Source organism: Corynebacterium sp. HMSC06D04 (assembly GCF_001807315.1).
GTDB classification, from domain to species: Bacteria; Actinomycetota; Actinomycetes; order Mycobacteriales; family Mycobacteriaceae; genus Corynebacterium; species Corynebacterium simulans.
Map to the genome: position 1 here is coordinate 1 of NZ_KV788535.1, position 13197 is coordinate 13197.

The following is a 13197-nucleotide window of genomic DNA, read 5'->3' on the forward strand; positions in this document are numbered from 1 at the left end:
CGGGCGCGGCGGGCGCGGCGGGGGCGGCGGAGACGGGCGAGATGAAGGACACGGTGCCCGTGTATTCCTTATGCGGCTGGCTGGGGGAGGTGAACGTGACGCGGTCGCCGACCTCGATATCCGCGATGTCGGCTTCCTTGACCGTTGCCTTGACGAGGAGGGACGAGTCATCCGCGATCGCGAGCAGTGGCCCCTCGGCGGGGCGGCCTTGCTGCGCGGTGACGGACGTGATCACTCCGTTAAGCGGAGAAAATAGCTGAGAACCAGAGATGTCGAACTCGAGTTTCGCATTGGCTTCCTCGGCGGCGACGCGTGCGCCCGCGGCGGACTTGAGGGCGTGGTTGACGGCCTGGGACTGCGCGTCGATTTGCTGTTGGGCGCTGAGCTCGGCGGCGCGCTGGGCGAGCTGGGCATCGGAAAGCTGGGCGTAGGCAGCGTTGGCGGCGCGCTGTTTGGCACCGACCTCGCGGTCCACGGCCTCGAGCGCGCGGGCGTAGGACTCCTCGGCGCGGTCAACCTGGTTCTGGGCGTCGCTGACCGCGTCATCCGCCTCGGTCGAGGCGAGCAGCGACGTGGCCATGGTGGCGCTGTCTGCGGTGGCCTCGCCAGCAGCACCGAGCGAGGCGAGCGCGGCCTGGAGCGATGCGTTATTCGCGGTGCGCAGCCCAGCGCGGGCCGTGTCTACCGCGGCGGCGGCTTCGGCGACGGAAGGATCTGCGGCGGCGCGGGACTCGGCGACGGCCTGCTGCGCGTCGTCGAAGCTGTGCTGCGCGGTGTCCACGGAGGCGCGGGCGGCATTGACCTCGCCGTTGAGGCCTTGATCCAACGCGTCCTGGAGCTGGTTGAGCTGGAGCTGCGCGTCCTCGACCTGATTGAACGCGCCGACTTCTTCCGCGGCCTGAGCGGCACGCTGACTTTGGAGCTCGCGTTCGGTAGCAGAGGTGTCGAAGGAGGCGAGGCGCTGGTTGGCCGTGACGCGCTGGCCGACCTTCGCGTCGAGCGTGACGATGGGCCCGGTCTGCGTCGTGGCGAGCGAGACCTCGCGGGCGGGTGCGATCGAGCCCGTGGCGGGCACGGACTGCGTGATGTCCTTCGCCGCGACGGTCGTGACATCGGCGGCGGTGAGCACCACGCCGTCGGGGCCGAAGGTGAGGTAGTAGGCGCCGCCACCGCCCACGGTGAGGACGGCGAGGGCGGCGGTCGTGATAGCGATAGTCTTCTTTTTCATTATTCGTGAATAGTAGTAGTGCCAATTCCGTTATCAATAATTAATGTCAGCTTAGCGCCTGGATCTGTGCGTGGAACGCAGTTGCTCTCACCAATGCCGGCGTCGCATTCGATCGCGATGGGCAGGTTGTCCGGCAGGTAGACTTCCGTGGCACCAATTCCGTTGTCGACGGTCACGGTGCGCGGGGAGTCGAGCTCCAGCTCACGCAGGTCGAGCGTGAGCTTGCCGATGCCATTGTCGTAGAGGTCCTGCAGCTCCGCGCCATCGTGCGGGGTAAACCGTACGTCGCTGGAGGTCTCGTCCTCGCTGGTCATGGTCATGGTGAGCACGAAGCCGAGGCCGGCGATGACGGCGGCGGAAATCGCGATGGCCGCAATGACGCCTTCGCGGTGCTTCTTCTTTGGCTCAGGCTGCTTGTAGGGCGCTGGGTCGGGCAGATGCCAGGCCTCGGGCACCGTGCCCAGGGGATCCCAGGACGGTGGGGTCGTGCGCCCCGGCGGAAACGGGTAGCCTTCGACGGGGGTGAAGGCGGACATATCGGGGCCCGGGGTGGTATCGGGGATCGGCGACGCGAGGACGCCGGCGGGCGGGATGGGTTGGCGTTGGTGCAGTCCGTACCAGGCTACGGCGGCGAGGATGAAGATGACGACGGTGGAGAGGGTTTGCTTCTCGCCGAACAGCGGGCCGAAGCCGGCCGTGGCGGCGAAGAGAATGATGAGCCCGATGGCGAGGCTGGATTCGGACTTTGGGCCGTCGGCCTTGCCAAAGAGGTCCTGGACGGGTGCGGTGGCCTTGCCGTAGAGCGGCATGCACATCCATGCCAGGGCGTAGAGCGCGATGCCGCCGCCGAGGACGAGCGCGGTAACAACGAAAGCCACGCGGACGAGGACCGGGTCGATTTGGTAACGCACGCCGATGCCTTCGCAGACACCGGCAATCATGGCATTGCCGCCCTGGTTTCTCGGGATGCGGGGCGGGCGCGTGTCCCACATCTGGTTGAGAGTCGCGGTGTTCATACCTATATCGTGACGCACCGCGAGGTACGCCACCATCGGGGAACGCCCTGATTTTTGAACTTCAGGGTTTACCCCGATCCGCGCGGGGTGCAGCCGTGCGAAGATTAAGCGCATGAGTTCTCCCTATGCTTCGCGCGCGACTCAGCCCGCGTTCCCGACTTTGGCACGTCCCCAGGACGGCCGCGTCGTGGCGGGCGTGGGCGCGGGGGTCGCGGCGCACCTGGGCGTTGACGTGTTGTTCGTGCGTCTGGCCTTGACCGCGTTGTGCGCCTTGGGCGGCCTCGGCGCGTTCCTCTACGCCGGGGTATGGGTTGCGACCAAGCCTGCCGATGCCCCCGCGCCCGCCTCCCGCTTCGACTTCCGGGCTAACTGGTTGCTTGTCTTCATTGCCGTGGCGGCGGTCGTCAGCGCGCTGGCCAGCGGAGCCAACATGCTGCTGCCGCTGGTCATCGTCGGCGCGGGCGCGCTCGTGACGTGGCAAGCCTATGACCGCGGGCTCGAGAACGTATCGAGCAAGCTGAGTATTGCTGCGGGTAGTGTGCTCGTCTTGTCCGGCGTGGTCATTACCATCGCGCGGTGGGACGGCGGCGCGGACTTTATTCCGGCGTTGGCGGCGGTCGCGCTGACCGTTGTCGGCCTCGGCGCCCTCGTGGTGCCGCTCGTGCTCAAGCTGTGGCGCCAGGTGGCGGATGAGGGCGCGGAGAAGGCGGCATCGGAAGCCCAGGCGATCATGGCGGCGCGCCTACATGACTCGGTGCTGCAGACCTTGGCGCTCATTCAAAAACGCGCGGAGGATCCGGCGGAGGTCGCGCGGCTCGCGCGATCGCAGGAACGCGAGCTGCGTGCCTGGCTATTTGACGCCCCCTCGGCGGCGCCGGCGACGGTCTTTGGCGCGCTGGCCGCGGCGTGTGGCGAGGTCGAAGACCTGTTCCCGGTGCGGATTGCGCCGGTGACGGTGGGCGAAGATATCGAGCTTACCGAGCCCACGAAGCTAGCGGTGCAGGCGGCGCGGGAAGCGATGGTCAACGCCAGTAAGCACGCGGGCGTCGATACGGTGGACGTGTATGCGGAAAACTTAGCCGGCGAGCTGTCCATTTTTGTGCGCGACCGTGGCGCGGGCTTTGACCCGAACGCGGTGACCGGGGACCGGCACGGAATCCGGGACTCTATCCGCGGGCGCATGGAACGCGCCGGGGGCACCGCGCGGGTGAACTCGCGTCCGGGAGAGGGCACCGAGGTGGAGCTCACGGTAGCTTTGTAGCCATGGTTTCCGTTTTCCTCGTCGATGATCATTCTGTCTTCCGCGCCGGCGTGCGTGCGGAGTTGGCCGACGCAGGGGATATCGAGGTCGTGGGCGACGTGGGCACGGTCGCCGAGGCGGTCGCGGGGATTGAGTCGGCGCACCCGGACGTGGTGCTGCTTGACGTGCATATGCCGGACGGCGGCGGGTTGGCCGTGCTGCGTGGCGCCCCGGGCCCGGTGTACCTGGCGCTGAGTGTCTCGGACGCGGCGGAAGACGTCATCGCGCTCATCCGTGCCGGCGCTCGGGGCTACGTGACGAAGAATATTTCAGGCCCGGAGCTGGCCGCGGCCGTGCGCCGCGTGCATGAGGGCGACGCGTATTTCTCGCCGCGGTTGGCGGGTTTCGTGCTCGATGCGTTCGCATCGGGTGCGCCTGCCGAGTCGAAGCCCGGTGCGCCGGACGAATCCGTGGACCCGGCGGTCGACGCGCTAACACGGCGCGAGCTCGAGGTGCTGCAGCTGCTCGCGCGCGGTTACACGTATCGCGAAATCGGCGAGCGTCTCTTTATCTCGGTGAAGACGGTGGAGACGCACGCGTCGAATATCTTGCGCAAGACGCAGCAGTCGAATCGTCATCAGTTGACTCGCTGGGCGGCTAGCCATGATCTGGATTAAGTTTTTGCATGCGTCTATCTCTCCCTATTGCTTGCGTGACCCTATCCCTTAGCCTTGTTGCGTGCTCTGCTGCGGGTTCAAAAGATGAGCCGCTCTTTGATCCAAACGCTGCGTCTGACTCCAAGGAACCGGAGTTCAACATGGTTGATTTGTGGAGCGGCGAGGCCGATAAGGACACCGTGGAAGGTGCTGAAGGATGCGCGGATCCTTTCTTTGACCTAGGCGATACCTATGCTGGCTATTACCTGATGCAGCGCAAGGTGGGGCTGGATAGCCCGCGCGGGCATTCCCTCGGAATGGGAGATGATCTGGGGCTGGTGGATAACCAGTTCGACCCGTGCGCGCCGATGAGTTACGCAGTCGTGTCTATCGACGACCGTGTCGGCCGCTACAACAGCGAGGGCAAGTCCGAGCCTTCCCAGGATCAAGGCGAGGCGGTGCTCTTCTTCGCGGGTGAGGATTTGGCTAAAGACTCCGTTATTAAGATTGCCCCGCGCGTCGAGGACGTCGACATCGAGGGCACCGAGGCCACGGTGACCTACGCGGAGGGCCAGAAGGTCTCTTACTCCCTAGATGGTGACAAACTGGTCGTGGGCGATGGCCTGGAGAAGCTGCAATCTGATTATGACGGCTACGACGATGCCTACCTGGATTTCGAGCGCGCATTGCCAGGCAGCGATGGCGGGCGCCCGGTGGGGCTGGGCAACGTGAATGTGAAGCCGTGGGATGAAAACCGCGATGAGTTGGTGCGAGATCAAAGGCCTTTCCGCATTCCTGCCCGCGAGTCAGATTATGTATGCCGCTGGGAGAACTTTTCTCTGGTTTGCGCGGCAGAGGAGGGAACGCCTTTTCCTTCTGAGGCGGACTTTGACTTGACCTCGCCGTCGGATAAAGCCGAGCGGGCGGCCAGCATCCAGCTGACCATGCCTTTCGGTGTTTTCCCGAAGGATGTCGACGATAGTTTCTTCCACGCGGACGAAGCGCTCCAGGATGAGCAGGTTACGGCCGTTGGCACGATGCTTTTTGATACCCGCGGCGATGGCATCACGCTTTTCGACGGCCACGTCGGCATGCGCTTTACCCCCGACGGGCCAAAGAAGGTGCCGGTTGAGCATAGCCTGACCAGGAAATACTGGCCGGACCCGACGGAGCTCGATAGCTTTAACGAAGCTGGCTAGGCATAAGCTAGTTTGCGGGTGCCGTCGACGTGGGGGAATACGAAAAAGGCGGCGCCGGAAATCAGCAGCCAGGTCACGGCCACGCCCCAGACGGGAAGTGCGAAAAGAGGGGCGAGCATGACGGTGAGCCATAGCAGCGTCAGGGGGATGAGCTGGCTGATATTCGGCAGCATCGTCACGTTCTTTTTGTCCGCGTAGGCCCGCAGTTGCGTGCGGTAGGGGTGCAGAAAAACGAGGGTGAAGGCCGCAATGAGAAAAAGCAGGCCAACCCCGATGGCGATGCCGAAGTGGACATCGCTGACCAACACAGCCACGGCGGCGCCGATGAGGAGGGAAGCGCCCAATCGTACCCAGTGTGGGGTGGGGATTGGGGTCTCGAGGTGGCGGATATCGCTGGCATGGGCAGTCATGCCGGTTAACGCTATCACTGCAATTGCAAGAGCGTGGGGGAAGGGCCATAATGGAGGCATGAATCAAACAAGTGTTCGCATGGCGGAGGTGGCCGCGGGGCAGAGTCGCGCGGACCAGATTGCCGCTTTGCGGGCGCAGATGCACAAGCTGGAAGCGCCTCGAACCGCCCCGGCAGTGCAGCCAGATGAGGAAGTGGTGGAGGTGCCTTCTTCCCTGGCCAGGCTGCTTCCTGGTGGGGGTCTCGCGCGGCGCAGTGCGGTGTATTGCGGGGAGTGTCCTGCGCTTATCGTCGAGCTTGTTTGTCATATTAGCGCACAGGGCGGACACGTCGGCGTCGTTGGCTGGCCGGAACTGTCTCTCGCACAAGTGGCCGAGTCCGGGGATTTGCGCCGCGTGATTGTCGTCCCGGATCCCGGCGCTGAGCCGTGGGCGGTGACGGGAGTGTTGGCGGAAGGCCTCGATGTCGTTATTCACCGCGGGGTTGGGGAAGTCACGCCGTCGAAAGCGCGGCCCGTTCTGGCGAAGATCCGCGGCGGGCAGGCGGCCGTGGTGACGGTGGGCGTGCGCCTGCCGGGAACCACCACGGAAATCGAAGCGGAAGTCACCAGCTTCCGCGGGCTGGGGCGCGGAAGTGGGCGCATTAACGGCGTGGATATTGCAGTAAACGTGGAGTCCAAGGGCGTGCGAGCGCGGCGCGGCACGGTGACGTGCGGACAGCGGCGTCGGCTGGAGGCGGTATGAGGGTCGCGGCGCTGTGGTTTCCAGATTGGCCGGTCCAGGCGCTGCGGATGCAGGAGGCGGTGCGGGTAGGTGCAGCGCGGGGAGGCACAACGCGGGAGCGGGCTACAGCTATCGTGGCGCAGCACAAGGTCGTTGTATGCGATGGCCTCGCGCGCCGAGCCGGCGTGCGCCGCGGGATGCGCTTGCGCCAGGCGCAGGCGGTGCTGCCAGAGCTGCGCGTCGAGGAGCTTAACGCGGATCGTGATGGCGCTGCCTTCGCCGAGATTGCCACCGGCTTGGATGCGGTGGCTTCCTCCATCGAGGTGCTGCGTCCGGGCCTGGTCATCGTGGATGCTGCTGCGGCGGGGCGTTTCCACGGCGGTGAGGACACGGCGGTGCACATGCTTGTCGACGCCGCCTCCCGCGCCGGCCTCGACGCCACCGTCGGGGTAGCAGACGAAATCGCCACGGCGCTCATCGCTGCCCGCCACAATGGCCTGGGCGCGGTGGTGCCGGAGGGCGCTTCGCGGGAGTTTTTGGCGGGCCAGCCCTTAAGCGTGCTGGCCGCAGAGGTGTCTTTGGGCTGTGCGAAAGAAGTAGTAGAACAGCTGCGGCAGCTGGGGATTAGCAACCTTGGTGAGCTGGCGGCGTTGCCGGCTAGGCAAGTAATGACGCGCTTTGGGCAGGCAGGCAGGCGTTGTCATGACATAGCTAATGCCGTCCCGGATAGGCGGGTGGCGCCGGAGCTTGCGCGGCCGGATTTGGTGGTGGAGGTCAGCTATGAAGAACCCTTAGAGCGAGTGGACGCCGCGGCCTTTGCAGCGCGCCAGTTGGCGGCGCAGCTGCACAGCGTGCTCGCGGAGGCAGGGCAGACGTGCGTGCGTTTGCGGGTCGTCGCGGAGTTTCTAGGCGGCGCGGTGCTGGAGCGCGTGTGGCGTACCCAGGAGGCCCTGGATGAAAGCGCAACGGCCGATCGCGTCCGCTGGCAGCTGGATGGCTGGCTGAGCTCGGCGCGGGCGGGCGCGGAAGGCGGCGTCGTCAGGCTGGCGTTGGAACCGGTAGAAACCGCGGCGCCGGAGGGCGAGGGCCTGTGGGGGCAGACGAAGAGCAATGACAAAGCCAAGCGGGTCATCGCGCGCGTGCAATCGCAGCTGGGCGTGGATCGAGTACTGCAGCCGCGGGAGGCCGGCGGGCGTGGGGTGGCAGAGCGCATCGAGTACGTCCCCTACGGCGAGCAGCGCGACCCCGCTCCGCAGGGCAGCTGGCCAGGCCGAATTCCCTCGCCGCTGCCGGCAAGTTTGGCGCACCCTGCCTCGCGCATCCGGCTTCTCGACGATTCCTCCCGCGACGTCTACGTCACCGCCGAAGCGCTATTGAGCGCGGCGCCAGTGGCGTTGAGCTGGGGTAACAAGCGCTATCAGGTCATCGGCTGGGCTGGGCCATGGCCGGTGGATACTGCGTGGTGGGGAGAGGAAGCTCAAAGGCTCGCACGCTTGCAAGTGGTAGGCCAAGGCACGCAGAATCAGCGGGCCTGGCTGCTGGTCTGGGCGGCCGGGCGGTGGAGCGTGGAGGCGTCCTATTGCTAGGTGGCAGCGAGGAAATCGATGACCAGGCGGGTGGGTTCTTCCAGGACCTGCACGGAATATGGGTGGCGTTCCTTTAGGCCAACCACGAACTGGGAGCGGCCTTCGAATGTACCGGAGCTTTTGACCTCGGTGATAAAACCGCCTGCGCCGGGGGTGGAGCCGAGATTGGGATCGGCCATGTCTTTTTCGAAGGGATAAACGGTGCCGTCGATGTTGACGTTGAGAGCCGTGGCGCCTTCATAGTCGATGGCGTTGCCGGAACCCTGCTGCAGAGGCTTGTCTGTGTAGTCGATGAACCAGCCGGGGCTGCCTTCCCCAGTGAATTCGAAGACGACGCGTTCGAAGCCATCGTGATTGCCAACGCGAACATCGGTGACAACCAGCTGGGAAGGCACCGCGGGGCGTTCTGTCTTGCGGTTGAGATTGGTGACGCCAAGCGGGGTTACACCGGCTGGAGCAGAGGTCGTGGGGGCGCCTTCGACAGAGGACGTAGTAGATACCGCCTCTGTGAACGCGAGACTGGATTTATCCTCTGTGTCGCTAGCGCAACTTACCAAAGCTACAGATCCGAGAGTAAGGACAGCGAGAGCAGGCACGAGGGAGGACAATTTCGGCATGAAAACAGACTATTGCCTAGCCACCGACTCTGTATAGCCAAGGCAGGATTCTTAACCACATTGTTGTCATCATTTTCATTTTGATGGCAGGTAAGCTGTGGCACATGACTTTTTGCTCCGACGTACAGGTTGAGCCGCTTCCGGGCACTGCCAAGAAAGAAAGCGTATTTGTGCTCTTCGAGTGGCCAAACGGCTGGTCGCGCGATGTCTTAGACGGCGGGACCTTCGGCCCGGAACTCACTGCTGAACTTAAATCCAAGCTCAAAGGCGTGGCAGGGCTGCAGCTTATCCGCAAGCCCGGCAAGGAAGGCCGCAGCATTAACGGCAAGCATCGCTGCTACGTGGTCTGGGCCGAGCGCGGAGTTTATATGGAGCATCTCCTAGACGGCCCGGAAGGCATCTTGGGGTTGGATTTTGCGGTGCCGGAAGACGGCGTTCTTTCCCGCCCGCTTGTGCTGATTTGTACCCACGGGCGTCGGGACGTGTGCTGTGCGGTCAAGGGGCGCCCTCTTGCGGCGGAGCTGGCTGCAAGTTTCCCGGAGGAGGTATGGGAGACCTCGCACACGAAGGGGCATCGTTTCGCTCCGTCGATTCTTTTGATGCCGTGGGGTTATTCCTTTGGCAGGCTTAACGTTGAGGCGGCACGTGAGATGCTGCTGGCGGCGCGTCGCGGGGAGTATTTCTACCCGGGCAATCGCGGCAGCGGGCTCTATGATCCGCGCGGGCAGGTGGCGGAACTGGCAGTCGCGCGGGAGCTGCTCGAGGCGGGGGAGGCCTTGCGCTATGGGCAGTTGCACGCGCTTGAAGATACCGTGCACCACGACGACGGCCGCACCTGGCGGGTAGAGCTGGAACAAAAAGAGGTCTCCGGGGTCATCTCCTCGTGTGGAGACTGCCCGAAGACCTCAAAGGCGTGGCACGCAGTGGGTGTGCACGCGGGGGATGTTAACGGCGCATAATTTTGGCCGAGAGCCAGTTGCCGAAGAACTGTGCGGCTTGCACCAGCACGATGATAATCAGGGTGGCCACCACGGTGACCTCCCACTCGAAGGCGCGGTAGCCGTAGACGATGGCAAAGTCGCCCAAGCCGCCGCCACCGACGTAGCCGGCCATTGCGGACATATCTACGATGCCGATGAACAGGAAGGTATAGCCCAGAACCAGCGGGCCAAGGGCTTCCGGCACGATGACCGAGGTGATGATCTTCCAAGGGGAAGCGCCCATCGCGCGGGCTGCTTCAATGACGCCGGGGTCGATGGCGACCAGGTTTTGCTCCACGATGCGGGCCACGGCGAAAGTGGCTGCGATGACCATGACGAAGGTCGCAGGTTCGCGGCCGATAGATCCGCCGAGGACCGCCACGGTTAGCGGCTGCGCGAAGGCCAGCAGGATGATGAACGGGATGGGGCGGATGAAGTTCACCAGGATATTGATGATGAAGTAGACAACCTTGTTCTGCAGGATGCCACCAGGACGGGTGGTGTAGAGCAAGACGCCTAAAACGAGGCCGAGGAGGCCTGCGACCACCAGGGTCGTCGAGACCATGATGAGGGTGTCTTGGACGGCCTCGATGAGGGTATCGCCCAAGCGATCCCAGTCAGCGGCAGCTTGGTAGGTCACGTTCATCGGGAAATCTCCTCAATCTCGGTGGTGCGTTGCAGGGTGCGGTAGAACTCCTCGATGGCGGCGGCATTACCGTTCAAGCGCACGGTGAGCTTGCCGAAGGAATGCTTCTGCAGAGTCGTGATACCGCCGTGGACCACTGCGATAGACACGCCCTTTTCCGCCAAGCGTGCCGATGCGGTGAAAAAGCCGGAGTTCTCGGTCAGGTTGATGGTGAAAAGGCGGCCCTCGTGGGCGAGGAGGTCGTCTGCTTCTACCAGGTCTGGGGTGTTGCGCAGGGAAGTGGCAACGAACTTGGAAGCGACCTCCGTGCGCGGGTTGGAAAAGACCTCGTAGACGCTGCCGGCCTCGATGACTCGGCCGGCTTCCATGACGGCGACCTTATCCGCGATGGAACGAACCACGTCCATCTCGTGGGTAATCACGACGATGGTGATGCCAAGGTCGCGGTTGACCTTGCGCAGCAGATCCAGCACCTCGTGCGTGGTGGTGGGATCGAGTGCGGAGGTGGCTTCGTCAGCCAGCAACAGCGAAGGGTTGGTCGCCAGCGCGCGAGCGATGCCCACGCGCTGCTTCTGACCGCCGGAGAGCTGCTCCGGGTAATTCGAGCCCTTATCGCCAAGGCCCACGAACTGCAGGAGCTCCTCCACGCGCTTCTTGCGTTCTTCCTTCGGCATACCGGCTAGGCGCAGCGGGTATTCGATGTTGCCTGCCGCGGTGCGCGAGGTCATCAAATTAAACTGCTGGAAAATCATGCCGATGTTGCGGCGGATACCGCGCAGCTTGGACTCCGGCATGCCGACGATGTCGGTGCCATCCAGCAGGAGCTGGCCCGAGGTGGGCTTATCCAAGCCGTTGATCATGCGCACCAGCGTGGACTTACCCGCGCCGGAAAAACCAATGATGCCGACGATTTCACCGGGCTCGACGGTTAGCGAGACGTCGTCAAGCGCTTTGGTTTCGGTCTTGTTATTTGTAAAGACCTTGGTGATGTTGCGGAACTCAATGCGGGTGCCGTGCTTGGCACCGGGATTATCTGTCACGTGAGGCGTTTCCTTCATATTGTTGTGACTGGCTAAAACCTTTTTAAGACCTTACTCGGCGGAGGAAGTCTCCAAGCGATCCAGGATTTCCTGGAGTTCATCTTGCGGACGATCCACGAAGATGGTGGTGCCGCCCGTGGTCTCCTGCACTGCCTTTTTGACCTCTGGTGAAAGGTACAGCTGCGCTAAGCGCTTGACCTTATCGTTGTCCTTATCTTTTTCTTGTACTGCCCAGACGTTGATGTATGGGTCGAACATGATGGTGGGATCGGCGCTGGGGGCTTCGGGGTCGTCGTAAAGCACTGCCTCAGCAGGGTTGATGCCCGCGCGTTTGAAGAAGGAATTGGTGATGATGGCAGGGGTGCCTTCGCCGTATGCCGACGGAGTCTGGGAAGCATCGACCGGGGTTACCTTGACTTTTGACTTGGCCTCGTCGATGTCGGCCGGATCCGGGGTTAGCTTGCCTTTTTCCTTCAAAGTCACCAGATCGTTGGCGGCCAGCAGGTTGATGGCGCGGCCCTGGTTGGTGGCGTCATTCGGGATGGCGACTTCCTGGCCCTCGATGCCCTTTATATCCTTGTGGCCCTTCCAAAACAGCGGCATCGGGTAGACCTGCGTGGAGGCCACCGGAGCGAGGTTGGTGCCGTTGCCCGCGTTGTATTCCGCCAGGAACTTCAGGTGCTGAAACTTGTTGGTGTCGGTGCTGCCTTCCGCCAGAGACTGGTTCGGGGTGGCGTAGTCGGTGAAGCTTTTCATCTCGATCTCGATGCCTTCCTTGGCGGCGAGATCTTTCAATACGTCCCACTCCGGAAGCTCGGCATCGGTGGTGCCGATGATGATTGGATCCTCTGCGGTGCCGGCAGCAAACTCGGAGGACTTGGAAGAACAACCCGCAAGGCCCGTGGCTGCAACAATGCTTGCCGCAGCCAGCGCAGCAATCTTTTTCAGCTGCACGGCGCTAGCTCTGCTCTGTCACGCGGTCGAGGATCTTCTTCAGCTCCTCCGGAGACTTTTGAACCGGAACGGAAGTGCCCTTGGAATCCTCTGCGACGGCGTCCTGGACGGCCTGGGAGTGCCAAATTTCGGCGACCTTCTTAATCTCCTCGTTGTTGGCGTCTTCTGCGCGAACGACGAAGGCGTTGATATAAGGCTCTGCCTCCTTGGAGTTCGGGTCATCCTGGAATACGGCGGTGGTGGGGTCGATGCCGGCGCGGTCGAGGAAGGAGTTGTTGATGATGGCTGGCTTGCCTTCGCCGTAGGCGGTGGGGGTCTGCGCGGCGTCGACAGGCACGACCTTGACCTTGGACTTTGCCTCGTCAATATCCGGCAGACCTGGGGTGATGAGGCCTTCCTTCTTCAACGTAACCAGCTTGGCCTGTACGAGGACGTTGATGGCGCGTCCCTGGTTGGTGGTGTCATTCGGGATGGCGACTTCCTGGCCCTCGATGCCGTCGAGGGAGTCGTGGCCCTGCCAGAACAATGCCAGCGGCACGATTTCGGTGGCGACGATCGGAACGAGGTCGGTGCCGTTGCCCTTGTTGAACTCCGCCAAGAACTTCAGGTGTTGGAAGTTATTGGTATCCAGTTCGCCTTGGTCAAGCGCCTGGTTCGGGGTGTTGTAGTCCGAGAAGTTCTGCACCTCGATGTCAAGGCCTTGTGCCTCGGCTTCGTCCTCGAAGGCGGACCATGCCTTCTTAGCGGCGTCGGTAGTGCCGACGACGATCTTGCCGTCGGAATCGCCAGAGGAGCAAGCAGCCAGGCTGGTGGCTGCGATGACGGCTGCGGAGGAAGCAGCGAGAACGCGGCGAATACGCATGATATGAGGTGTCCCTTCGAGTGAAATAACGTTTGTTGCAAG

14 protein-coding genes are annotated in these 13197 nt (G+C 63.3%); 6 read left to right on the forward strand and 8 right to left on the reverse strand.

Annotation, left to right across the window (positions count from 1 at the left end):
* The coding region (locus HMPREF3155_RS04385; protein WP_070432680.1) for an HlyD family efflux transporter periplasmic adaptor subunit at positions 1-1228 on the reverse strand (1228 nt) is incomplete at its 3' end.
* A complete protein-coding gene (locus tag HMPREF3155_RS04390; protein ID WP_061920643.1) occupies positions 1228-2244 on the reverse strand; it encodes a PspC domain-containing protein in 1017 nt (338 codons plus the stop codon). The genes HMPREF3155_RS04390 and HMPREF3155_RS04385, both read right to left, overlap by 1 nt.
* Before the next feature lie 112 nt (positions 2245-2356).
* On the opposite strand from HMPREF3155_RS04390, the gene HMPREF3155_RS04395 reads away from it, so the two are divergent.
* From HMPREF3155_RS04395 to HMPREF3155_RS04405, 3 genes are read left to right on the forward strand one after another with little or no spacing between them, the layout of a single operon-like run.
* Positions 2357-3505, forward strand: a complete 1149-nt coding sequence (locus tag HMPREF3155_RS04395) for an ATP-binding protein (protein WP_062035807.1) — start codon at positions 2357-2359, stop codon at positions 3503-3505.
* A gap of 2 nt (positions 3506-3507) precedes the next feature.
* Positions 3508-4161, forward strand: a complete 654-nt coding sequence (locus HMPREF3155_RS04400) for a response regulator transcription factor (RefSeq protein WP_062042154.1) — start codon at positions 3508-3510, stop codon at positions 4159-4161.
* 35 nt (positions 4162-4196) lie between these two features.
* Positions 4197-5339, forward strand: a complete 1143-nt coding sequence (locus HMPREF3155_RS04405; RefSeq protein ID WP_141744831.1) for a hypothetical protein — start codon at positions 4197-4199, stop codon at positions 5337-5339.
* Here the strand turns inward: HMPREF3155_RS04405 and HMPREF3155_RS04410 are convergent.
* A complete protein-coding gene (locus HMPREF3155_RS04410) occupies positions 5336-5749 on the reverse strand; it encodes a hypothetical protein (protein ID WP_070432682.1) in 414 nt (137 codons plus the stop codon). The genes HMPREF3155_RS04405 and HMPREF3155_RS04410 overlap by 4 nt on opposite strands.
* 58 nt (positions 5750-5807) lie before the next feature.
* On the opposite strand from HMPREF3155_RS04410, the gene HMPREF3155_RS04415 reads away from it, so the two are divergent.
* The gene (locus HMPREF3155_RS04415) at positions 5808-6491 is read left to right on the forward strand and encodes a hypothetical protein (RefSeq protein WP_246817677.1); all 684 of its coding nucleotides are present in this window, start codon (positions 5808-5810) and stop codon (positions 6489-6491) included.
* Entirely contained in the window at positions 6488-8056 is a 1569-nt protein-coding gene (locus tag HMPREF3155_RS04420) for a DNA polymerase Y family protein (protein WP_070432684.1), read from the forward strand. The genes HMPREF3155_RS04415 and HMPREF3155_RS04420 overlap by 4 nt, the downstream gene beginning before the upstream one ends.
* Here HMPREF3155_RS04420 and HMPREF3155_RS04425 read toward each other — a convergent pair.
* Positions 8053-8673, reverse strand: a complete 621-nt coding sequence (locus HMPREF3155_RS04425) for an AMIN-like domain-containing (lipo)protein (protein WP_070432685.1) — start codon at positions 8671-8673, stop codon at positions 8053-8055. The genes HMPREF3155_RS04420 and HMPREF3155_RS04425 overlap by 4 nt on opposite strands.
* Before the next feature lie 104 nt (positions 8674-8777).
* Here HMPREF3155_RS04425 and HMPREF3155_RS04430 point away from each other — a divergent pair, with 104 nt between their 5' ends.
* Complete coding sequence (locus HMPREF3155_RS04430; RefSeq protein ID WP_070432701.1) at positions 8778-9632, forward strand: sucrase ferredoxin; 855 nt, start codon at positions 8778-8780, stop codon at positions 9630-9632.
* Here the strand turns inward: HMPREF3155_RS04430 and HMPREF3155_RS04435 are convergent.
* The 4 genes from HMPREF3155_RS04435 to HMPREF3155_RS04450 are packed head-to-tail and all read right to left on the reverse strand — an operon-like array spanning position 9619 to position 13155.
* The gene (locus HMPREF3155_RS04435) at positions 9619-10299 is read right to left on the reverse strand and encodes a methionine ABC transporter permease (RefSeq protein ID WP_062035800.1); all 681 of its coding nucleotides are present in this window, start codon (positions 10297-10299) and stop codon (positions 9619-9621) included. The two genes, HMPREF3155_RS04430 and HMPREF3155_RS04435, sit on opposite strands and share 14 nt — an antisense overlap.
* Complete coding sequence (locus HMPREF3155_RS04440; protein ID WP_062042132.1) at positions 10296-11357, reverse strand: methionine ABC transporter ATP-binding protein; 1062 nt, start codon at positions 11355-11357, stop codon at positions 10296-10298. The genes HMPREF3155_RS04435 and HMPREF3155_RS04440 overlap by 4 nt, the downstream gene beginning before the upstream one ends.
* Before the next feature lie 33 nt (positions 11358-11390).
* On the reverse strand, positions 11391-12293 hold the full coding sequence (locus tag HMPREF3155_RS04445) for a MetQ/NlpA family ABC transporter substrate-binding protein (protein ID WP_070432686.1): 903 nt from the start codon (positions 12291-12293) through the stop codon (positions 11391-11393).
* Positions 12294-12297: 4 nt separating this feature from the next.
* Entirely contained in the window at positions 12298-13155 is an 858-nt protein-coding gene (locus tag HMPREF3155_RS04450) for a MetQ/NlpA family ABC transporter substrate-binding protein (RefSeq protein ID WP_070432687.1), read from the reverse strand.
* Positions 13156-13197: the final 42 nt, after the last annotated feature.

What these genes read in the sequence shown, in the direction of transcription:
- HMPREF3155_RS04390 (WP_061920643.1), bottom strand. Translation starts at nt 2,244, where the DNA reads ATGAACACCGCGACTCTCAACCAGATGTGGGACACGCGCCCGCCCCGC.
- HMPREF3155_RS04395 (WP_062035807.1), top strand. Translation starts at nt 2,357, where the DNA reads ATGAGTTCTCCCTATGCTTCGCGCGCGACTCAGCCCGCGTTCCCGACT.
- HMPREF3155_RS04400 (WP_062042154.1), top strand. Translation starts at nt 3,508, where the DNA reads ATGGTTTCCGTTTTCCTCGTCGATGATCATTCTGTCTTCCGCGCCGGC.
- HMPREF3155_RS04410 (WP_070432682.1), bottom strand. Translation starts at nt 5,749, where the DNA reads ATGACTGCCCATGCCAGCGATATCCGCCACCTCGAGACCCCAATCCCC.
- HMPREF3155_RS04415 (WP_246817677.1), top strand. Translation starts at nt 5,808, where the DNA reads ATGAATCAAACAAGTGTTCGCATGGCGGAGGTGGCCGCGGGGCAGAGT.
- HMPREF3155_RS04420 (WP_070432684.1), top strand. Translation starts at nt 6,488, where the DNA reads ATGAGGGTCGCGGCGCTGTGGTTTCCAGATTGGCCGGTCCAGGCGCTG.
- HMPREF3155_RS04425 (WP_070432685.1), bottom strand. Translation starts at nt 8,673, where the DNA reads ATGCCGAAATTGTCCTCCCTCGTGCCTGCTCTCGCTGTCCTTACTCTC.
- HMPREF3155_RS04430 (WP_070432701.1), top strand. Translation starts at nt 8,778, where the DNA reads ATGACTTTTTGCTCCGACGTACAGGTTGAGCCGCTTCCGGGCACTGCC.
- HMPREF3155_RS04435 (WP_062035800.1), bottom strand. Translation starts at nt 10,299, where the DNA reads ATGAACGTGACCTACCAAGCTGCCGCTGACTGGGATCGCTTGGGCGAT.
- HMPREF3155_RS04440 (WP_062042132.1), bottom strand. Translation starts at nt 11,357, where the DNA reads ATGAAGGAAACGCCTCACGTGACAGATAATCCCGGTGCCAAGCACGGC.
- HMPREF3155_RS04450 (WP_070432687.1), bottom strand. Translation starts at nt 13,155, where the DNA reads ATGCGTATTCGCCGCGTTCTCGCTGCTTCCTCCGCAGCCGTCATCGCA.